The sequence below is a fragment of the Arthrobacter sp. MA-N2 genome (assembly GCF_000517125.1).
GTDB lineage: Bacteria > Actinomycetota > Actinomycetes > Actinomycetales > Micrococcaceae > Arthrobacter > Arthrobacter methylotrophus.
The window spans coordinates 1444917-1464765 of the sequence record NZ_KI912155.1 but is presented as its reverse complement, the minus strand read 5'-3'; the positions used below and the strand labels follow the sequence as shown (position 1 = coordinate 1464765).

Here is a 19849-nt window from a genome sequence, read left to right as displayed (position 1 = left end):
TCCCACCATGCCCCTGCCATCACGGATTTGGGGCACTCACCCAGGAAGTTGTTCAATGAAGATCAAATCCATCCTCGGCCACCTGTATGTCCAGGTACTCATCGGGGTCGGGCTCGGCATCCTCGTCGGCGCATTGTGGCCTGACCTCGGTTCCTCCCTCAAGCCGCTCGGCGACGGCTTCGTGAAGCTAGTTAAGTTCATGATCGCGCCGATCGTCTTCTGCACCATCGTCAGCGGCATCACTTCCCTGACCGACACCAAGAAGATCGGCCCGACCCTGCTTCGTTCACTCGGACTGTTCTACGCCCTCACAGGCGTAGCCCTGGCCTTGGGCTTGGCTGCGGTCATGCTTTTCCAGCCGGGAGCGGGCATGCACATCAACCCCGCCCACCTCGATACTTCGGTCGCCTCGAAGTACACAACCCAGCTGCCCAGCAGCAACCCGGTGGACTTCTTCCTGAACCTCATCCCCACAACCTTCGTCGGAGCCTTCGCCGACGGCGACGTCCTGCCCGTGCTCCTCATCGCCATGCTCTGCGGCTTCGCTTTCACCAAACTCGGCGTACCAGGCCAGCTGGCCCTCCACGTGGTCAACAGCTTCAACAAGCTGCTGTTTGTCGTGTTCGGCTACCTCATGAAGGTCGCTCCGATCGGAGCGTTCGGCGCCATGGCATTCACAGTGGGCAAGTACGGAGCCCACTCGATCGGCAACCTCGGGATGCTGATCCTCGCCTTCTACACCGCGTGCATCATCTTCGTGGTCGTCGCACTCGGCATCCTGGCCAAGCTCACCGGCTTCAGTCTCTGGCGGATCCTGCGCTATTTCCGCGACGAGTTCCTCATCGTCCTCGCCACGTCCTCAAGCGAACCAGTCCTTCCGCGCCTGCTCTCCAAGCTCGAGCGCATCGGCTGCGACCGCGGAGTCGTCGGCCTCGTAGTCCCGACCGGCTACTCCTTCAACCTCACCGGTACCGCGGTCTATCTCACGCTCTCTTCGATGTTCATCGCCCAAGCCTGCGACATCCACCTCAGCTGGGACCAAATCCTCCTCATGCTCGGAATGATGCTCCTGACCTCCAAAGGCGCAGCGGGCGTGACAGGCAGCGGCTTCGTCGCCCTCGTCGCGACCCTGACGATCATGCCTACACTTCCCGTTGCCGGCGTGGCCCTCATCGTCGGCATCGACCGCTTCATGAGCGAAGCCCGCGCCCTCACCAGCACCGTCGCCAACATCGTCTCGTGCGTCGCCATCGCCAAGTGGCAGCACGCGCTCGACACCGAGAAGCTCCAATCCGAGCTTAAATCCGGCTTCGTGCCTACCGAGGCGGAAAATCTCCAGCTGACCGAACCAGCCTTGGCCTATGCAGCCAAGGAACCCTTCGAAATCAGGAACTAACGAATCGGCGGGTCCTTAATAAGGCCGCACGCGACACCAGACCGCCGGCTCTCGGCGGGACGCTTCGCCGCCTCTAGTCCGGTCAACATATCCCCATGCCACGAGCTGTCTTCGAACTTGCTGGCCCCGGTAGTCGGTACACGGCCTGACCGTACACTTTCCCGACGCGGTCAGTGGTGCTCGTGGCCGCGACGACCACAAGCTCTCCACACAGGTGCTATCTCTCAATTTCCAGGGGCAGACGGTTCCGTCACTTTGTCCTGTTACGTGGCTAACAAATAGCGTTCGGCCTTCCCCTGAAATCCACCCGAAAGGCGCACTATGGCTGAGGACAGCATCCAGACCACAGCACCTACGGCAACGCTCGACACCGGCCCGGCGTTGCTTTCACGACTCGGCGCGGAAGCCGTCGGCACGTTCATACTGGTCTTTGGAGGCGTGGGGGCGGCATTGTTCGCCGCACGGAGCATCGGATATGTGGGAGTGGCACTGGCATTCGGTCTGGCGGTCGTCGCCGGCGGCTACGCTTTCGGCCACATCTCCGGAGCACATTTCAACCCTGCTGTGACTATCGGCCTAACAGCAGCAGGGCGCTTTCCCTTGAAGGACGTCCCAGCTTATGTCCTGGCCCAAATGGTGGGCGGCATATTCGCTTCGAGCTTACTGGCGGCAATCGCGTCAGGCGGTCCCGATGGGTTCTTCAGTGCCGCCCGCGCCAAGGGGTTCGCGTCCACTGGTTTCGGAGAGCACTCCCCTGGAGGATTCGGGCTAGCCGCAGCGCTTGGCATCGAATTCATCCTGACGGCAATCTTCCTGCTGGTCATTCTGGGCGTCACGGACCGGCGCCCGACAAGGGGCTTCGCGGCCATCGCCATTGGCCTTAGTCTGACGCTGATCCACCTCATCAGCATTCCGGTAACCAATACCTCGGTGAACCCGGCCCGCTCCGTCGCCACTGCAATCTACTCAGAAGGTTGGGCCATCGGCCAACTTTGGGTCTTCATAGCGGCACCCATAGCAGGAGCCATCACAGCGGCCTTGCTCCACAGGCTGATATTCGAACCGAAGCGGGCCTGAATGGAAAGGCCCTTCCTCCCAGAGCAGCAAGTCTCTGGTGCCGGGGCGTAGTCCCGCTTAGCGGGTCAACGCCGCGCGATATCTGCCGACGGCCCTGCCCTCCGAAGGTGACACAGCGCCCCGCTGCCCTAGCTTTTCAATGATGCCGTCGACTATCCCGAGGAACTGATGAGCCCCGCAAACGAATCCCCCCTGTCCAAGGCTGAACGCACCACCCAGATGCGGGAAAAAGCGCGCGCAATCCGCGAAGAACAGTTGAGGAGGGAGAAGCGCAACACGCTTCTGGTCGGCTGGGGAATTGTGGTTGCCATCGCCGTCATCATCGCGGTGGTGGCATTCGTGGTTGTTGGTAACGTTCAGAACAACGCACCCATTGCCGACCAAGGTCCCACGCCGGCTAACGCTAATGTGCACGGCGGCGTGACGCTTCTGGCGAACACCGAAGTTGTGAAGTCAGAATCGGCCACCGTCAATGCTGCCGACGTACCGGCCCCGGCGGCCACCAAACCGGCCACTGTGACAGTTCCGGGTTCCGAGGCCGAGGCCGGCAAGCCCGTCAAGGTTATTGCCTATGTCGACTTCATCTGCCCAAACTGCAAGCGCTTCGAAACCACCTACGGAGAGTCCCTGACCAACCTCCGCAACGAAGGAAGAATCTCCCTCGAATACCGCTCGCTGGGCTTGCTGGACCAGAGCGCCGCCACCAACTACTCCTCACGCGCAGCCAATGCAGCTGCTTGCGTGGTGAATTCCTCGCCTGAGAAGTACGCCGAATTCTTCAACCTGCTCTTTGAGCGCCAGCCGGCTGAAGGCAGCGCCGGGATCTCCGACAAGGACTTGAAGGCAATGGCCACCGAAGTTGGAGCGGCGAAAATCGACTTCTGTGTCGACAGCAAGCAGTTCCGACCATGGGTCAAGATCGCCACCCAGCAAGCGACAGCGACCGGCATCACGAGCACGCCCACCGTGTTCATTGATGGCAAGCAGTGGAACGGCAAGACCGACCTGAACGTCGACATCCAGACAGCGATCAACAGCCTCGATCGACCATTATTCAAGCCTGCTGATACACAGGGCCGCCGATAGCTCCACCGTTGACTATTGATGCCCGGTGCAAGCTCCGGCCGACTGCCGAAGGTGTTAGTGAGACTGCACCGTTCGCACCCGAACTCCCCAAAGGTGATCTCGCCACCAAGTATGGTGATTGCACAAGGCAACCACTGATCTGAGGGGACCTACACCATGGCTGTTCGAGTTGACCTGAATATCTCGCTGGATGGTTTCGCCACCACCACCGACGCAACTCCGGAGAATCCGTTTGGCCTGGATTGGGGCCGTCTGGTTGAGGCATACACGTCCACCCGCACGTTCCGTGAGCGGGTCTTGCATGACACCAGCGGAGAAGGAACGTCCGGCGTCGACGACAAATACGCAGAGGCCTACTTCGAGGGGGTCGGAGCAGAGATCATGGGTGCCGGCATGTTCGGGTTCCATAACTTCCCCGATGACCCCGATTGGAATGGCTGGTGGGGTGACGAGCCGCCCTTCCGCGTCCCCGTCTTCGTCCTCACTCACACGCCCCGCCCTGCCCTCACGATGACTGGCGATACAACCTTCCACTTCGTGGATGCCAGCCCGGAAGACGTGCTTGAACGAGCGCGCCGTGAGGCGGGCGAAAAGGACGTGCGTATTGGCGGGGGCCCCACGGTCGTGCGCGACTACCTCAGGGCCGGGCTTGTCGATCAGCTGCATGTCGGGATCACCCCGATCCTGCTAGGCCGTGGAATACGGCTTTGGGACGATCTCCGGGGGTTGGAAAGCGAATACACCGTCACGTCAGAGACCGCCGAAAGCGGCATCATCCACGTCACCTTTCGCCGATAACCCTCACACGGGATGACTACTGTTTCAGCGGCGCGAGCTGTATTTGCTGCGCAAGCGCGTAGGCGATCGGAAGATCGCTCTCGCTTTCGACGAAGACACGGCCAATGACGAGCGCGGAGTGGGTTGGCGAAGAAATCTGCGTCATGCCGTTCGGCACGTTTCCCTTCCAGCCCGGCCCGCTGAGGACGTAGTCCCCGGCTTTGGTTCCCGTGGTGCGTTTGCCGACGTAGGCAAAATTTGTGCTCTTCGACGGGTCGGTGAACTGCACGCTGAAGTAGCGCCCGGCCATGTCCGGTACGTGCAGGACTTGCGGCCCGTTGCTCAAGTCGAGCCAGCCGCCGACGTAGAGCAAATCATCGGCTCCGGTTGCCATAAGGCTCCCGCGCGACGCCGACGGGGACGAGGTGCCGGGCACGGCGTACAGCGTGTTGACGGGGACCGGGCCGTCACCGAACCCATGCTTGGTAATCGCCCTCTTGTATCCATTGACCGTGAGTCGCGGCCAGAGATAAATGAAAGCGGGCGCCCCTAGTGCCCATACGATGACTGCCGCTATGGCTAGTGGAATGATCCCATCCCCGCTGGAGATCCGCCGGTAGATGACCCAAGCGAAGACCGCCAGAATCACGGCTGTAAGGGAACGCCCGTACTTCAAGATGAGGCGGTTCATCTCAATGCGCCCTGACAATGCGCGGCAATTGGTACGTGCCGTCGAGAATCGCGGCCCCGGGCAGATACACGCGGAACGTCAGCTTGAACTTCCCGGAAGGAGTTGGCAGCCAGTTCTGCTCTTGCCCGCTCGGAGCCTGATGCTGGAGATAGATATCGACTGAACCGTCGGCATTCTGCGCGAGGGTCGAACGGTCACCAACGCTGTAGCGATGAGTCGGATGGTCCACCATATACCCGACCGTATCGGTCGGCGTGAGCGACCAGAAGGCGTCATTCGGCGGGAGCTTCCCGGCCGCAAAATGCAGGACGTACCCATGCCGGCCGCTCAGCGTTTGCCCTGAGCCATCCACAGTAGCCGTCCAGTACGCGGCTTCCTCAAACACATTGACGACCGGCAAGGCTTTGGCGCACGCGGCCCGCACGAGGACTCCGTTGCCCGGCTGGCCACATTGGCGGATGGCACTCCACCCGTTGACAGTGGTTGTGACCGTCCTGCCCACGGCATTCATCACGAGGATCGCCGTCAAGAACGCCAGCACGGCACCGAGAATCAATCCTTGCACCACACCGGACTGCGAGAACCACGCGAGGGCATTTACCATGATCGCAAGCTACCGCCCCTGCGTAAGACGACGCCGGTACCATCCAACAAAGCCCCACAGCGCAACGACCAAACATACGGCAGCGACAATCCCCCGCCACCATATAAAAGGTTGCCACAGCCCGAATATCAGGGCCCAAACAACGAGAACGCCACTCACGTCGAGTCGCGGGGCTCGGATCTTCATGGAGGCCCTCCTTCTTTCATCTGTCCCGATCCACGGGCGGGAGACCCAAAGACCAACTCAATGAAGAATACTTTCCCAACAGCCCGGCGTCGGACAGGGAATCCAAATGCCAGTGACACCGCCATTCCGGACGCCCATACTGGGATCATGAGCGTCAAGACCCGCCGCACAGCGGAGGGCACCGCTGTTGCCAGCTCGGCCGCCACAGCCACCGCAACCGCCCCGGCCCCCGGAACCGCACCGGGTACTCCAAGCACCGGTCCCATCACCCGCGAAGAACTGCAACTGGCTTCGCGCAACCATGCCATGCCCCTGGAGATGCTCCGATGGCCCGTCACCCCCGTTGGCATGCACTATCTCTTGGTCCATTTCGATGTCCCCCGGATTGATCCCGTGTCCTGGCGACTGAACATCGCTGGCCTGGTGGACCACCCTCACGAGTACACCCTGCCTGACCTCCAGCAGCGCGAGCGCCGCACCCAGGCCGTCACAATGGAATGCGCCGGCAACGGCCGCTCTCGGCTCGAGCCGCGGCCCATGAGCCAGCCGTGGGACCAGGGCGGCGTGGGCACCGCCGAGTGGACCGGTACCCCACTCGCTCCCTTGCTGCTCGACGCCGGGGTCTCACCGGACGCCGTCGAACTCGTCTTCACGGGGGCGGACCGCGGGATTCAGGGCGGAGTGGAGCATCAGTACGCGCGGAGCCTGACCCTGGCGGAAGCAATGTCCGACGACGTATTGCTCGCCTATGAGGTCAACGGTCAAACCTTGCCACCGCAGCACGGCTACCCTGTCCGGCTGCTGGTCCCGGGCTGGTACGGGATGACCAGCGTCAAATGGCTGCAATCAATCACGGCAATAGACCACACCTTCGATGGTTTCCAACAGCTCGCCTCCTACCGCTACACCCAAAACGCCGACGATCCCGGCGAACCCGTTCAGCGCATCAAAGTCCGCTCCCTCATGGTTCCCCCCGGCATCCCTGACTTCTTCACGCGCCAACGCACCGTCGGGGCCGGGCCCGTCCAGCTGAGCGGCCGCGCCTGGTCCGGTCATGGAACCGTGGCGAACGTGGAAGTCGGTGTGGACGGGGCGTGGGAGCAAGCCCACCTCGAACCGCCCGGGGGTCGGTACGCGTGGCGCGGATGGACGTTCACCTGGATTGCTACACCAGGCTCCCATGAGTTGGCGTGCCGGGCCACGGACTCCACCGGCCGGACCCAGCCGGAGACCGCGGAGTGGAACTACCAAGGCATGGGTAATAACGACGTCCAGCGGCTGACCGTCACGGTGGAGGAGTAGACAGCAATGGGCGGCGCTTCCAAGAACAGGGCCGGCTACGAGTTCCTCACCGTCTGGCGCGTTGCGGGGACCCCGCATGAGGTCATGGATATTTTGGGCGACGCCGCAACGCTACCCCGCTGGTGGCCTTCGGTGTACTTGAGGGTTCTTCCGCTCGACCCGGGAAATGCCGACGGCACGGGGAGGGCTTTCTCCCTGCACTCCAAGGGTTGGCTGCCGTACACCCTGCGCTGGAGGTTCACGGTCACCGAACCCATCACGGAGCGAGGCTTCGCAATCTCAGCAAGCGGTGACCTGAGTGGTACCGGGCGCTGGACTTTCGAACAGGATGGACCGGAAACGGTGGTCACCTATGATTGGCGTGTCAGCACATCCAAACCGCTGCTCCGGCGGCTAAGCTGGCTGCTCAAGCCCGCTTTTGCGGCGAATCACCGTTGGGCGATGGCGCGCGGCCAAGAAAGCCTCGCCCTGGAATTACGACGACGACGTCCCGGTACGGACCGCGCTAAGGTCCCCCGTCCGGCGCCGCCGACGTTTGCAAGCCGTTACCGCTGGCCGAGGAGTACAACGCATGCCTGATGACAAAGGCGAAGTCCGCTGGTTGCCGCAGCCTGAGGACCAGGACTACCCAAGCGCGGCCGACTATTTGTCCCTGTTGGAATCCGACGACGTCGTTGCCTCCGTGGTCGCGGCGCTCAAGGATGCACCCATTAAGCATCGCAAGGCCAAGGACATCCTCCGGGCCGCCCGGCTGGTGCTGTTGCCCGAGGACAACGCCCACGTGGCGTCGGACCTCAAGAAGATCAAGGAGGGCAAGAAGCTCTCGCCTGTCCTCATGGTCAAGGGCGACCTTGCCCGGGGCATTCCCGCGCAGGTGGCAGATGGCTACCATCGGGTGTGCGCAAGTTACTATACAAACGAAAACACTGACATTCCGCTCAAACTGGCTGACGCGCCCCGGTAAACCACCGCCGACCAACGCCGGTAGAAGGAGGAACGTGTGTCGTTCTTTCAGCTTTCGCTGATCGCAGCGGTCGCGCTCCTCGGACCACTGCTGGCGCTGCCTCGGAAGTGGCACCTTCCCGTGGTGCTGGGACAGTTACTGGCCGGCATTGCCATTGGGCGCACGGGCCTGGGCCTGGTTGACTCCTCGGATCCCACGTTCACTTTCGTTGCCGACGTCGGGTTCGCCCTCATCATGTTCGTCGCCGGGACCCATGTTCCCGTGCGTGACAAGGCCATCCGTCCCGCACTGGGCGGCGGGGCCCTGCGTACCGGTATCGCCGCAGTGCTGGCCGCCGTCGTCGGAATCGCCATTGCCATGGCCTTCGGCACCGGACATGCCCCCCTCTACATCGTGCTGCTCGCTTCCTCCTCGGCGGCGCTGGTCTTGCCGATCGTCGACTCGCTACGGCTGAGAGGACCGAAGGTGCTGGCGACGACGGCGCAAGTGGCGATCGCCGACATTGCGTGCATTGTGGCGCTTCCGTTGGCCGTTGACCCACCAAACGCGGGCCGGGCAGCCGTGGGTGCGGCCGTCGTCGCTGCTTGCGCGATGGTCTTGTTCCTCTTACTCCGCTGGCTGGAGAACAGCGGCAACCGCGGACGGCTGCATGACATGTCCGAAGACCGGAAGTTCGCCTTGGAGCTGCGGATCCAGTTGGCCTTGCTGTTCGCGCTTTCGGGGCTGGCAGTCCTTGGCCATGTCTCCATCATGCTTGCGGGATTCTCCTTCGGCCTGGTGGTTGCCGCGGTGGGTGAACCTCGGCGCCTTGCCCATCAACTCTTCGCCGTCAGCGATGGATTCCTGGGGCCGGTGTTTTTCGTTTGGCTCGGCGCATCACTCGACCTCCGGACCCTCGCGGGGAGTCCCGGAATGGTTCTTCTTGGCATCTGCCTTGGCCTGGGAACCCTGGTGGTGCATGGAAGTCTTCGGATCCTCGGGCAGCCCTTTCCGCTCGCGGTGCTGGCGGCATCCCAGCTGGGCGTGCCCGTTGCCGCCGCAACCATCGGGACCCAATTACATTTGCTTGAACCGGGCGAAGCCGCCGCCATGATCCTTGGAGCCCTCGTCAGCATCGGGGCAAGCACCATCGCAGGTTCGAGGGCGGCACGCGCTTTTTCGGAACCCGCGCCCAACGAGCCCTCCAAGGGCAGGCCGACCCACCCCGCCTAGCGGACCATTCGCCGTGGCGTTTCGACATGTTTTGTCCATTGGATGGTGAAGTAGCCAAGAACCAGTACACTGACGTGATTGGACTCAACCGAGGGAGGAACCCGTGCGCATATCGCCTGTCCGGACACCCTTCCATGCGATGCGTTCAAGCGCCCTGGCGGTCGCCATTGTGGCCCTTGCCGCCGGTGCCCACGTCCTCTCCGGCGGCGAGCTTCCCGTAGCCCCGGTCCTGCTCGCGGTCCTCGCGTTGACGGGCCTCGCCACGACTCTCGCCACGCGGTTCAAACTCGGTTTCCCGGCCATCGCCATGCTTCTGGGAGCCGGTCAGCTCGCCTTGCACGAAGCATTCACGGCTTTCGGCCCACTCACCGGCCTGGCTCCGAGGTCACCGGAACACCATTTAGCCGCCGAGCACTTTTCCGCGCCGCTGGGGGCCGAAACAACGCATCTCCATGAGACCGACACTCCCCTGAGCTGGTTGATGCTCATGGGACACGCCGTCGCTACGGCCGCCTCGGCAATGCTCCTGGCCAAGGGCGAGCAGGCCCTGTGGCAGCTCGCAGCGTGGCTCCGTCCGCTCCTGCAGCTCATCCGCCTGATCTTCCGGCCCGACGCCGGCAACTCGGCCCAAGCTTTCAGCGCACCGACCGTATTCCTCCCCCGCCCGTGGCGGAACCTCAGGCAAGACAGCAGGCGCGGCCCGCCCGCCGTCGTCGTACTTTCCTGACTCCGCCCGGCACCGCCTTCACCTGGTGACGGGCTTATCCCCGCACTTTGGCGCGCTTTCGCGTGCCCGTTGAAAGGCAACACCCATGAAAAAGTCCTCGCTTCGCAGCGCCCTCTCCGCCACTGCAATCGCGGGAGGCACCGCCGCCCTGATGATGGCCGGCCTCGCCGGCGCCTCGGCCCACGTCTCCATCAACCCGGACAAGACCACGGCCAACTCGTACTCACTGCTGACCTTCGGCGTGCCCCACGGTTGCGACACCTCAGGAACCACCAAGCTGACCATCAACCTCCCTGAGGACCTGATGGACGCGACGCCCACCGTGAACCCCAACTGGACCGTCGAGAAAGTGACGCAGACGCTGCCCGAGCCCAAGAAGCTGGCAGACGGCACGTCCATCACCAAGCGCACGAGCCAGATCGTCTACACGGCCAAGGCCCCGCTGGACCCGCACTTGCGCGACGCCTTGGTCCTGTCCGTGAAGCTTCCCGACACCGCTGGCAAGACGCTCTACTTCCCCACCCTCCAGAATTGTGAGCAAGGGCAGACCAACTGGGCTGAAATCCCCAAGGACGGCCAGGACCCGCACACCTTGAAGGCGCCGGCACCGTCGGTGGCCGTCACGGCCGCGAACGCTACCGCAGATAGTGGTCACCTGGCTGCTGCCATCTCCACAGAGCAAGCAGCTTCCGTGACCGACGACGGTTCGCAGGCGCGCAGCTGGGCCGGCTTGATTGCCGGTGTGGCAGGGCTGGGGCTGGGTGCAGCGGCGTTCTTCCGCAGGCGCTCCGCCAAGGCTTCCGTGTCCCAGTAGCGAGTCCGCTGGGTTGGCGTCCGGAACATTACGATCCGGACGCCAATCCGGCGCCACTGCCGCGCCGCAGTTGACTCGGGCAAATGACGACGAAAGGCTTTGCGCATGACGAACATGCGAGTCAAGAACGGTCTCCTGCTCATGGTGGCAGCGGCCTCGATATTCCTGCTCCCGGGCTGCGCCCAGGGCCAGACCCAAAGCCAAAGCACAAGCACAAGCTCGGCGAGCGGGACGCCTTCGGCCTCGTCTTCGGACTCAGCCTCGACTGCTCCCAGTGCCAGTTCCAGCGCCAGTGGCAGTTCCACACCGTCAAGCACCGCGACGACGACGTCCGGCGTCGCCCTCTGCAAAGCGGCCTCGCTGATGGCTTCCGTCGATTCCACGGGCGGCGGTGCGGCAGGCAGCGTCTACATGAAGCTCATCCTCACGAATTCGGGGACGGAATCCTGTGTTCTGAGGGGCTTCCCTGGCGTGTCCCTCGTCGCGGGACCCACCGGAGATCCGATCGGCGCGGCCGCCGCGCGCGATGACACCCAGCCGGTGGCAGAAGTCGTCCTCGCTCCCGGGAAAGCCGGATTCGCCCAGCTACGGTACACCCAGGCCGGCAACTACATGGACTGCACCCAGGTTCCTGCCGCCGGGTTCCGGGTGTACCCGCCCGAGGACACCGCGTCGCTCTTCGTTCCGCAGCCATATACGGCCTGCAGCAATACCAACATCAACCTCTTGAGCGTCCAGGCTTTCCAAGCAGGGTAGGGCGTCGGGGCTTAGCCCCTGAACCTTATCTTGCGCTGTTCCTTATTGTGTCGGTGCCGTGAGGCATGATGGAGGAATGCAGGAGCAGGAGCTAACGGGCGGTCCTGGCACTACGGCCATGGACCGCTTCAGCCGTGCCACGCGCGAGTGGTTCCTCGGTGCGTTCTCGGCACCCACACCTGCCCAGGATGGCGCGTGGAAGGCCATTTCTTCGGGCTCGCATGCTCTAGTGGTGGCTCCTACCGGCTCCGGCAAGACGCTCGCCGCGTTCCTGTGGGCGCTGGACCGGCTCTTGTCCGTTTCCCCGGTTGCCTCGGTCGACGCCCTTCCGGGACTTGAAGAAACACCCGGCCGTACCCGCCCCAAGGCCCCCCGACGCAAGACCCGCGTACTGTACATCTCACCGCTGAAAGCACTCGGCGTCGATGTCGAGCGCAACCTCCGCTCGCCGTTGATCGGCATTACCCAAACCGCCAAGCGGCTCGGTTTGCCAGCTCCCTTGGTCAGCGTCGGCGTCCGTTCGGGGGATACGACGACGGCGGACCGCCGCGCGCTGCTCAGCCACCCGCCGGACATCCTGATCACCACGCCCGAGTCCCTTTTCCTCATGCTGACTTCGAAGGCCAGGGAGACACTCAGCGAGGTGGACACTGTGATCGTGGACGAGGTCCACGCGGTTGCCGGCACCAAGCGTGGAGCCCACCTTGCCGTGTCATTGGAACGGCTCGATGCGCTCCTGCCCCAGCCCGCTCAACGGATCGGACTCTCGGCCACCGTGGAGCCACGGGAGTTGGTGGCGCAGTTCCTGGCGGGCTCGGCTCCCGTGGAAATCGTCGCACCGCCATCCCGCAAGAACTGGAACCTCACCGTCAGCGTTCCTGTGGAGGACATGTCGGACCTGGCAGGAGCTGCAGGCGCCTTCGACTCCGGGCCGGCCTCCGGGCTCCAACCGCAAGCGTCCATCTGGCCGCATGTGGAGGAGAAAATCGTCGATCTCGTCCTCTCGAAACAGTCCACTATTGTGTTTGCCAACTCCCGGCGCCTGGCGGAGCGGCTCACGGCCCGGCTGAACGAGATCTACGCCGAGCGCCAGCTCATGGCGGTGGACGTCTTCTCCGGGGCCGGGCTGGATTCACCCGCCCCTGATTTCGGATTGCCATCCACGGGATTGCCGTCCTCGACGGCGACGCCCGCGCACATGATGGCCCAGGCGGGAAGCACTAGCGGCGCGGATCCAGTCTTGGCAAGGGCGCACCACGGTTCCGTCTCCAAGGACCAGCGGGCACTCATCGAAGACGATCTCAAATCCGGCCGGCTGCGCTGCGTCGTGGCCACGTCATCGCTGGAACTCGGCATCGACATGGGGGCCGTGGACTTGGTCGTCCAGGTCGAGTCTCCGCCGTCGGTGGCCAGCGGACTGCAGCGGGTGGGACGCGCGGGCCACCAGGTGGGTGAGATTTCCGAGGGCGTGCTCTTCCCCAAGCACCGGGCCGACCTCGTCCACACTGCCATCACCGTGGAACGGATGCTGGGCGGGAAGATCGAGCGCCTCCATGTTCCGGCCAACCCCTTGGACATCCTTGCCCAACAGACAGTCGCCGCAACGGCACTCGGAAGCATCGAAGTTGAGGAATGGTTCGCTACCGTGCGCCGCTCCGCCCCGTTTGCTACGTTGCCCCGTTCCGCTTTCGAAGCCACCTTGGACCTCTTGGCCGGCCGGTATCCCTCGGACGAGTTCGCCGAGCTCCGGCCGCGCATCGTATGGGACCGTAACGCCGGCACCATCGAAGGCCGGCCGGGGGCACAGCGCCTTGCCGTGACCTCGGGCGGAACCATCCCGGACCGCGGGCTCTTTGGCGTGTACATCATCGGCACAGAAACCGAAGGCTCCGGCTCTCGCTCCGGCAACGCCGGCGACACGTCCGCGCAGGAGCCCAGTCCGGCGTCGCGCGCTGCCAAAGGTGGACGACGCGTCGGCGAGCTCGACGAAGAAATGGTCTACGAATCACGCGTCGGGGACGTCTTCGCCTTGGGCGCCACCAGCTGGAAGATCGAAGACATCACCCACGACCGTGTCCTGGTCTCGCCTGCCTTCGGCCAGCCAGGAAAACTCCCCTTCTGGAAAGGCGATTCCCTGGGCCGGCCAGTGGATCTCGGCCGGGCACTCGGAGCATTCGTGCGCGAACTCTCCGCCTCGGATCAAGGTCCAGCGCTGGAACGCTGCAAGGCCAGCGGGCTGGACGACTACGCCGCCGGCAACCTGATCCAGTATTTGAGCGAACAGAAGCAGGCCACGGAAGTGGTCCCCAATGACCGGACGCTCGTCGTCGAGCGCTTCCATGACGAACTCGGCGACTGGCGCGTAGTGCTGCACAGCCCCTTCGGCATGCCGGTCCACGCTCCTTGGGCACTCGCCGTCGGGCAGCGGCTCCAGCAGCGCTACGGGCTGGACGGTTCCGCGATGGCCGCCGACGACGGCATCGTGCTTCGAGTGCCGATGATGGAGGACGAGCCTCCCGGGGCTGAGTTGTTCCTCTTCGACCCGGAGGAACTTGAGCAGATCGTGACGGCGGAGGTTGGCGGCAGCGCATTGTTCGCCTCGCGCTTCCGCGAATGCGCCGCGCGCGCCCTCTTGTTGCCACGGCAAAATCCGGGAAAGAGGCAGCCGCTCTGGCAACAACGGCAACGATCCGCGCAATTGCTGGATGTCGCCAAGAAATACCCGTCCTTCCCGATCGTGCTCGAAACCGTGCGTGAATGTCTCCAGGATGTCTACGATCTGCCCGCACTGAAAGACATTGCCGCCTCGATCGAGCGCCGGGAACTGCGCTTGGTACAGACCACCACGCAACAGCCCTCACCATTCGCCAAGTCGCTGCTCTTTGGCTACGTAGCGCAGTACCTGTACGAAGGCGATTCGCCGCTCGCCGAGCGAAGGGCCGCGGCCTTGGCCCTCGACTCCACGCTCTTGAACGAACTCCTCGGCCGGGTGGAACTACGCGAACTCCTCGACGCAAAAGTCGTAGATGCCACCGAACTCGAGCTTCAGCGGCTAGCACCGGACCGGCGTGTCCGTGGCATGGAAGGCGTCGCTGACTTGCTGCGCTTGTTGGGGCCGTTGAACGTGGAAGAAGTCGCCGCCAGGTTGCAGCCCGGGGAAGGGGAGGATGTCGCCGCAGATCTGCCCGCCATGCACCTAGTTGCTGCATCGCATCTGGCTGCTTTGCGGAAGGCCAATCGCGCCCTCACCGTCACCCTCGGCGGAACGGAACGATTCGCGGCAATCGAGGACGCGTCCCGGCTGCGGGATGCCATTGGCGTTCCGTTGCCCATGGGGGTGCCGCTTGCCTTCATCGAACCAGTCCACGATCCGCTCGGGGACCTGGTCTCCCGTTACGCAAGAACCCACGGACCGTTCACGGCCGAGGAGGCCGCGGCCCGGCTGGGACTGGGTGTCGCCGTCGTAAGCACTGCCCTGAAACGTTTGGCGGCGGACGGAAGGGTGGTGGAGGGCGAGTTCCGCCCGCACCCCACCGTGCCGGCGGCGCTGCCCGAGGCAGGGGCAGAGCCCGTTGCGGTGCCGGAGGTTCCTACCATTCCCCTCCGCGGAGTCCCATCCAGCAGCGAATGGTGCGACTCCGAAGTACTACGCAAGCTCCGGCGTCGTTCCCTTGCCGCGCTGCGTGCTGAAGTAGAACCGGTGGACGCTGCCGCGTATGGCCGCTTCCTGCCCGCCTGGCAGAACGTGTCCGTGCCCGTTGCCGGCCGTTCCCGTGGTGCCCAGGCACTGCGTGGGTTGGACGGCATCATGACCGCCGTCGACCAGCTCTCCGGCGTGCCGGTTCCCGCGTCGGCGTGGGAGCCTTTGGTGCTTGCCAGCCGGATCTCCGATTACCAGCCAGCCATGTTGGATGAGCTCATGGCCGCCGGTGAAGTCTTGTGGTCCGGGGCGGGATCGTTGCCCGGAAACGACGGTTGGATCAGCCTCCATGTGGCGGAAGCCGCGGAACTGACGCTCAACCCGGACCTTGATTCCGAGCCCGGCGATGCCCAGCTCCGCCTCTTGGAGTACTTGCAGACCGGTGGAGGCGCCTATTTCTTCCGGCAACTCACGGAGGTTGCGGGCGGCATGGACGCGGTACTGAGCGACGACGCCGTGGTGGCCGCCCTGTGGGATCTCGTCTGGGCCGGCCGCATCACAGGCGACACCTTCGCCCCCGTTCGGGCAATGATTGCCGGCGGCCGCACGGCGCACAAGCAGGTTGCCCGCCCTCCACGTGCCAGGTCCTTGCGGATGAGCAGGCTCGGCCGCTCGCATGGCACGGGTCTGATGGGATCCCCGGGACTCACGGGCGGGCGTTATGGTTCAGTCACCGGCACAGCTCCCACTCCCCCGCTGGCCGTGGGGCGCTGGTCAGCCCTGCCCGCACCCGAGCTCGATCCCACTATCCATGCGCGAGGCACCGCCGAGCTCCTTCTCGACAGGTACGGCGTAGTGACCCGCGGCTCAGTCATGGTGGAGAACATCGTGGGCGGATTCGGCCTGATGTACAAGGTCCTGGCGCGCCTCGAAGAAGCCGGGCGGTGCCGCCGGGGCTACTTCATCGAGCACCTCGGAGCAGCCCAGTTTGCCGTTCCCGCCACGGTGGATCGCTTGCGCTCCTTCACGGAGGACGCCCAACTCGCCAAGGCCGAGCCAGTCGCTCTGGCCCTTGCCAGCACGGATCCCGCCAACCCATATGGCGCGGCCCTCCCGTGGCCCGCCCTCGCCGTCGATGCTGGATCGGGTCACCGTCCCGGACGCAAGGCCGGAGCATTGGTGGTGATGGTCGACGGCGCCTTGGTTCTGTACGTTGAGCGCGGCGGGAAGACCCTGCTCACCTTCAGCCATGACGACGCCGTCCTGGCGGCCGCCGCTGCGGCGCTCGTAGGCGTGGTGCGCCGGGGAGCCGTGGACAAATTGATCATGGAGAAAGTCAATGGCCATGACCTTCTGGACACTCCCGTGGCTTCTGCCCTTGCCGCCGCGGGCGCGTACTCCACACCGAAGGGATTGCGGATCCGTGCCTGAAATGAGGATCCATGCCTGAGGGCGACTCGGTCTGGCGGGCAGCCGCGGAGCTTCACAAGGCCCTGGGTGGTCAGGTGCTCACCTCCTCGGACTTCCGCGTGCCCAGATTCGCCACCCTGAACCTGGCCGGATGGACCGTGTCCGAGGTAGTGCCGAGGGGAAAGCATTTGCTCATGCGCGTGCTGGAGCCGGCGGGGGCTGGATCGGAGGCGCCCGGATCGGCTCCCCCCGGTTCGGCTCCCCCTGGTTCGGCGGCGGCTTCGCCGAATGCCCGTGCGGCGGATGCCGGGCCGCCGCGGCGCGCCCTGACGATCCATTCGCATTTGAAAATGGAAGGAAGCTGGCAGGTCTATGCCCCCGGCGGCCGTTGGAGGAAACCGGGCCACACGGCCAGGTGCGTGCTCCGCACGGCGACGGCCGACGTCGTCGGCTTCTCTTTGGGGATCCTGGATGTGATCCCTACGCCGGAAGAGCACCGCGTGGTGGGCCATCTTGGCCCGGATCTCCTCGGGCCGGATTGGGACACTGAAGAAGCCGTGCGCCGGTTGCGAGGCGCACCGGAAACGCCGATTGGTTTGGCACTCCTGGACCAACGGAACGTGGCCGGTATTGGCAACATCTACCGCTGCGAGGCGTGCTTCCTTGCGGGAGTGCATCCTGCCGCGCCGGTATCCGCGGTGCCGGATCTGACGGGGATGCTCGCAGAATCCAAGGCGCTGCTTGAAGCCAACTTGGGACCGGGGCGAAGGATCACTCGTGGTTCCATGCTCCCTGGTATCCGGGGGGTTCCTCGTCCTGGATATTGGGTCTACGGCCGCGAGAACCAGCCGTGCCTGCGCTGTGGCACACCCATTCGCCGCGCAATGCTGGGCCCGGCATCAGGTCTGGAAGACCGGAACATCTACTTCTGTCCGAAGTGCCAGCCCACTCATTGACGACAACCAAATTGCCTGGCGACGCGGAGATTCCCTGGGGACGCCCGAATACGAGTGTCGTGCGGAAATTTGCGAGTCGCCAGGACGAAGCCGAGTCACGGAGCGGCCGGAACCTCTTGCTGAACACTTCGCGGAGCCTGCATCGGAACCGTGAACATGGGCAGCAACAGTTGGACCACTGGCCCAATGGCCAAGGCGTAGACGACGGTTCCGACGCCGAGCGATCCGCCAAGCAGCCAACCCACCCCCAGCACCACCACCTCGATCAAAGTCCGGGACAGACGCACCGACCAGCCTGTGCGCCGGGCAAGTCCAGTCATCAGTCCATCGCGAGCACCAGGGCCAAGGCGTGCCCCGATGTAGCAAGCGGAGGCGATGCCATTGAGGACCACGGCACCGGCGAGCATGGCGATCTGGCCCTCCAAGTGCGAGAAGGCAGGGATCAGGGACAGACCGATGTCCGCGAAGACGCCCACCAACACGGCGTTGGCTAGGGTTCCGAAGCCGGGCATTTGCCGCAGCGGTATCCAGAGGAGCAGCACGAGGAAGCTGACCACCACCACCACGGTACCGATGCTCCACCCGATCTTTCCCGAGACGCCCTGGTGGAACACATCCCAGGGATCCAAGCCAAGACCGGCCCGGATGAACATGGCCAGGGAAATCCCATACATTGCGAGGCCGATCAGGAGCTGGGTGATTCTGCGGGTCATCATGAAACCATGCTCCCGAAAACTGGCATTGCTTTCCATAGCCAGTTTGCGATACTGGTCTCATGTCCGGATCCCTGAACCCCCCAGCCATGGCCCGTCTCCTCGGGGCGTGGAACACTGGCGCCGCGCCCGCCTACCGCGAGCTTGCCGACGTCGTACGCCTTTTGGTGATGGACGGACGCATCCCGCTGGACGTCGCACTGCCCAGCGAACGCGCGCTGGCGAGCACCTTGGGCGTCAGCCGGACCACGGTCACCGCCGCCTACGCGAGCCTGCGCGAGCAAGGCTTTCTCAGTGGTAGCCAAGGGAGCCGGGGCCGGACGGGCATTCCGCACCGGACGGTTCCCGTCAGCGGGCCTGGCCTCGCCGTTCCGGCAGGGATTCTCGACCTCGCCTATGCTTCACTGCCGGCCACCGGCGAGGTTGTGCACCGGGCATTTGCCGATGCATTGATTGACCTTCCGGCGCTGTTGCCCGGTTTTGGCTACGACGCCGTCGGTCTCCCACCCCTCCGGGAAGCCATCGCGGAACGTTACACCGCAGCAGGCATCCCCACCACGGCCGCTCAGATCCTGGTGACTTCCGGGGCCCAACACGCCCTGAACATCATCCTGCGGACACTCGCCGGCAGGCAGCAGAAGGTCCTCGTGGAACACCCCAGCTACCCCAACGCGCTCGACGCCATCCGCGCTTCAGGCTCCCGCACGGTGCCGGTGCCCATGCCACCGGCCGTTGAGCCGGCGACCGGTGCTGGCTGGGATATCGAGGAAATGGTGGCGGCGATGCGACACCAACGTCCGTCCATGGCCTACCTCGTACCAGACTTCCACAACCCCACAGGGCGGGTCATGTCCAATCTCCAGCGCCGCCGCTTGGTCCGCGAAGCGGCGGGCACGGGCACTGTCCTGGTGGTGGACGAGACCCTTCGGGAGTTAAACCTCGACGCCGTTGAAACCTCGCCGCTCGCAGCCTTCAGTCCAGCGGTGGTGACCATCGGTTCGCTCAGCAAATCACATTGGGCTGGGCTCCGAACCGGGTGGATCCGCGCCGAGGAGGAGTTGATCAGCCGCTTCGTGGCAACGCGGACCACCACTGACTTGGGCGGACCCGTCGTCGAGCAATTAGCGGCAGCGCGGCTGGTCCGGGCGTTCACGGAACCGCTGGACGCGAGGCTCGCGGAACTACGGCGGAACCGCGAGTCGCTCCTGGGACTTCTGGCCGAGCACCTGCCCGAGTGGCACGTGGAACGTCCGCGGGGCGGGCTGACTGCATGGTGCAGGCTGCCCACGCCGTCGAGCACTGCGCTCACTGTCATCGCTCCGGAGTTCGGTCTTCGGCTGGCAGCCGGGCCGCGTTTTGGGCTCGGTGGAGCTTTCGAGCACTTCATGCGCGTCCCGTACACCCTTCCGCCGGCCCAGCTCGAAACCGCGGTACTGGCACTGCGCGATGCCCAAGCGAAGCTCGACGCTTCTCCCCAGCTCCGCAGAACCCTTAAGGCACCCAAGGAGCCGGCCGCCGTCGCGTAGCCGGCCTGAACT

General features: G+C 64.4%; 17 protein-coding genes. 14 read left to right on the top strand and 3 right to left on the bottom strand.

The window, feature by feature from the left end:
* Window positions 1–55 precede the first annotated feature (55 nt).
* The 4 genes from dctA to A3M3_RS0107465 all read left to right on the top strand — a co-directional run bounded on the left by dctA (window position 56) and on the right by A3M3_RS0107465 (window position 4357).
* The gene (gene dctA / locus A3M3_RS0107480; protein ID WP_028265825.1) at window positions 56–1396 is read left to right on the top strand and encodes a C4-dicarboxylate transporter DctA; all 1341 of its coding nucleotides are present in this window, start codon (window positions 56–58) and stop codon (window positions 1394–1396) included.
* A 321-nt stretch (window positions 1397–1717) separates the two neighbouring features.
* Window positions 1718–2473 (top strand): aquaporin Z, encoded by a 756-nt coding sequence (gene aqpZ, locus A3M3_RS0107475; protein ID WP_081736723.1) that lies wholly within the window; start codon window positions 1718–1720, stop codon window positions 2471–2473.
* Window positions 2474–2641: 168 nt separating this feature from the next.
* Entirely contained in the window at window positions 2642–3559 is a 918-nt protein-coding gene (locus A3M3_RS24145) for a DsbA family protein (protein ID WP_051423002.1), read from the top strand.
* Window positions 3560–3715: 156 nt separating this feature from the next.
* On the top strand, window positions 3716–4357 hold the full coding sequence (locus A3M3_RS0107465) for a dihydrofolate reductase family protein (RefSeq protein ID WP_028265823.1): 642 nt from the start codon (window positions 3716–3718) through the stop codon (window positions 4355–4357).
* Between the two features lie 16 nt (window positions 4358–4373).
* On the opposite strand, the gene A3M3_RS0107460 is transcribed toward A3M3_RS0107465, so the two are convergent.
* The gene (locus tag A3M3_RS0107460) at window positions 4374–5027 is read right to left on the bottom strand and encodes a DUF1254 domain-containing protein (RefSeq protein ID WP_081736722.1); all 654 of its coding nucleotides are present in this window, start codon (window positions 5025–5027) and stop codon (window positions 4374–4376) included.
* Between the two features lies 1 nt (window position 5028).
* On the bottom strand, window positions 5029–5631 hold the full coding sequence (locus A3M3_RS24140; RefSeq protein WP_051423000.1) for a DUF1214 domain-containing protein: 603 nt from the start codon (window positions 5629–5631) through the stop codon (window positions 5029–5031).
* A gap of 333 nt (window positions 5632–5964) precedes the next feature.
* Here A3M3_RS24140 and A3M3_RS24135 point away from each other — a divergent pair, with 333 nt between their 5' ends.
* The 9 genes from A3M3_RS24135 to A3M3_RS0107410 all read left to right on the top strand — a co-directional run bounded on the left by A3M3_RS24135 (window position 5965) and on the right by A3M3_RS0107410 (window position 17598).
* Window positions 5965–7119, top strand: a complete 1155-nt coding sequence (locus tag A3M3_RS24135; protein ID WP_035741482.1) for a sulfite oxidase — start codon at window positions 5965–5967, stop codon at window positions 7117–7119.
* A 6-nt stretch (window positions 7120–7125) separates the two neighbouring features.
* Entirely contained in the window at window positions 7126–7698 is a 573-nt protein-coding gene (locus tag A3M3_RS0107445) for an SRPBCC family protein (protein WP_028265821.1), read from the top strand.
* Entirely contained in the window at window positions 7691–8083 is a 393-nt protein-coding gene (locus A3M3_RS0107440) for a hypothetical protein (protein WP_028265820.1), read from the top strand. Before A3M3_RS0107445 ends, A3M3_RS0107440 begins: the two co-directional genes overlap by 8 nt.
* A 36-nt stretch (window positions 8084–8119) precedes the next feature.
* A complete protein-coding gene (locus A3M3_RS0107435; protein ID WP_028265819.1) occupies window positions 8120–9295 on the top strand; it encodes a cation:proton antiporter in 1176 nt (391 codons plus the stop codon).
* Between the two features lie 103 nt (window positions 9296–9398).
* Window positions 9399–10022, top strand: a complete 624-nt coding sequence (locus A3M3_RS0107430) for a hypothetical protein (RefSeq protein ID WP_028265818.1) — start codon at window positions 9399–9401, stop codon at window positions 10020–10022.
* Window positions 10023–10107: 85 nt separating this feature from the next.
* Entirely contained in the window at window positions 10108–10836 is a 729-nt protein-coding gene (locus A3M3_RS0107425) for a YcnI family copper-binding membrane protein (protein ID WP_028265817.1), read from the top strand.
* A 105-nt stretch (window positions 10837–10941) separates the two neighbouring features.
* On the top strand, window positions 10942–11592 hold the full coding sequence (locus tag A3M3_RS27350; protein WP_028265816.1) for a DUF4232 domain-containing protein: 651 nt from the start codon (window positions 10942–10944) through the stop codon (window positions 11590–11592).
* A 76-nt stretch (window positions 11593–11668) separates the two neighbouring features.
* The gene (locus A3M3_RS0107415) at window positions 11669–16663 is read left to right on the top strand and encodes an ATP-dependent helicase (RefSeq protein ID WP_028265815.1); all 4995 of its coding nucleotides are present in this window, start codon (window positions 11669–11671) and stop codon (window positions 16661–16663) included.
* A gap of 11 nt (window positions 16664–16674) precedes the next feature.
* A complete protein-coding gene (locus tag A3M3_RS0107410) occupies window positions 16675–17598 on the top strand; it encodes an Fpg/Nei family DNA glycosylase (RefSeq protein ID WP_028265814.1) in 924 nt (307 codons plus the stop codon).
* A 95-nt stretch (window positions 17599–17693) separates the two neighbouring features.
* On the opposite strand, the gene yczE is transcribed toward A3M3_RS0107410, so the two are convergent.
* Window positions 17694–18314 carry a membrane protein YczE gene (gene yczE / locus A3M3_RS24125; protein ID WP_035742385.1) on the bottom strand — a complete coding sequence of 207 codons (621 nt, stop codon included), beginning with the start codon at window positions 18312–18314 and terminating at the stop codon, window positions 17694–17696.
* A 59-nt stretch (window positions 18315–18373) separates the two neighbouring features.
* Here yczE and yczR point away from each other — a divergent pair, with 59 nt between their 5' ends.
* Window positions 18374–19837, top strand: coding sequence for a MocR-like transcription factor YczR (gene yczR, locus A3M3_RS0107400; protein WP_028265813.1), 1464 nt, complete (start codon window positions 18374–18376; stop codon window positions 19835–19837).
* The last annotated feature ends 12 nt before the right edge of the window (window positions 19838–19849 follow it).

Excerpts from the sequence above, each read along its gene's own strand:
- dctA (WP_028265825.1), top strand. The coding sequence starts at position 56 with ATGAAGATCAAATCCATCCTCGGCCACCTGTATGTCCAGGTACTCATC.
- aqpZ (WP_081736723.1), top strand. The coding sequence starts at position 1,718 with ATGGCTGAGGACAGCATCCAGACCACAGCACCTACGGCAACGCTCGAC.
- A3M3_RS24145 (WP_051423002.1), top strand. The coding sequence starts at position 2,642 with ATGAGCCCCGCAAACGAATCCCCCCTGTCCAAGGCTGAACGCACCACC.
- A3M3_RS0107465 (WP_028265823.1), top strand. The coding sequence starts at position 3,716 with ATGGCTGTTCGAGTTGACCTGAATATCTCGCTGGATGGTTTCGCCACC.
- A3M3_RS0107460 (WP_081736722.1), bottom strand. The coding sequence starts at position 5,027 with ATGAACCGCCTCATCTTGAAGTACGGGCGTTCCCTTACAGCCGTGATT.
- A3M3_RS24140 (WP_051423000.1), bottom strand. The coding sequence starts at position 5,631 with ATGGTAAATGCCCTCGCGTGGTTCTCGCAGTCCGGTGTGGTGCAAGGA.
- A3M3_RS24135 (WP_035741482.1), top strand. The coding sequence starts at position 5,965 with ATGAGCGTCAAGACCCGCCGCACAGCGGAGGGCACCGCTGTTGCCAGC.
- A3M3_RS0107445 (WP_028265821.1), top strand. The coding sequence starts at position 7,126 with ATGGGCGGCGCTTCCAAGAACAGGGCCGGCTACGAGTTCCTCACCGTC.
- A3M3_RS0107440 (WP_028265820.1), top strand. The coding sequence starts at position 7,691 with ATGCCTGATGACAAAGGCGAAGTCCGCTGGTTGCCGCAGCCTGAGGAC.
- A3M3_RS0107425 (WP_028265817.1), top strand. The coding sequence starts at position 10,108 with ATGAAAAAGTCCTCGCTTCGCAGCGCCCTCTCCGCCACTGCAATCGCG.
- A3M3_RS27350 (WP_028265816.1), top strand. The coding sequence starts at position 10,942 with ATGACGAACATGCGAGTCAAGAACGGTCTCCTGCTCATGGTGGCAGCG.
- A3M3_RS0107415 (WP_028265815.1), top strand. The coding sequence starts at position 11,669 with ATGCAGGAGCAGGAGCTAACGGGCGGTCCTGGCACTACGGCCATGGAC.
- A3M3_RS0107410 (WP_028265814.1), top strand. The coding sequence starts at position 16,675 with ATGCCTGAGGGCGACTCGGTCTGGCGGGCAGCCGCGGAGCTTCACAAG.
- yczE (WP_035742385.1), bottom strand. The coding sequence starts at position 18,314 with ATGATGACCCGCAGAATCACCCAGCTCCTGATCGGCCTCGCAATGTAT.
- yczR (WP_028265813.1), top strand. The coding sequence starts at position 18,374 with ATGTCCGGATCCCTGAACCCCCCAGCCATGGCCCGTCTCCTCGGGGCG.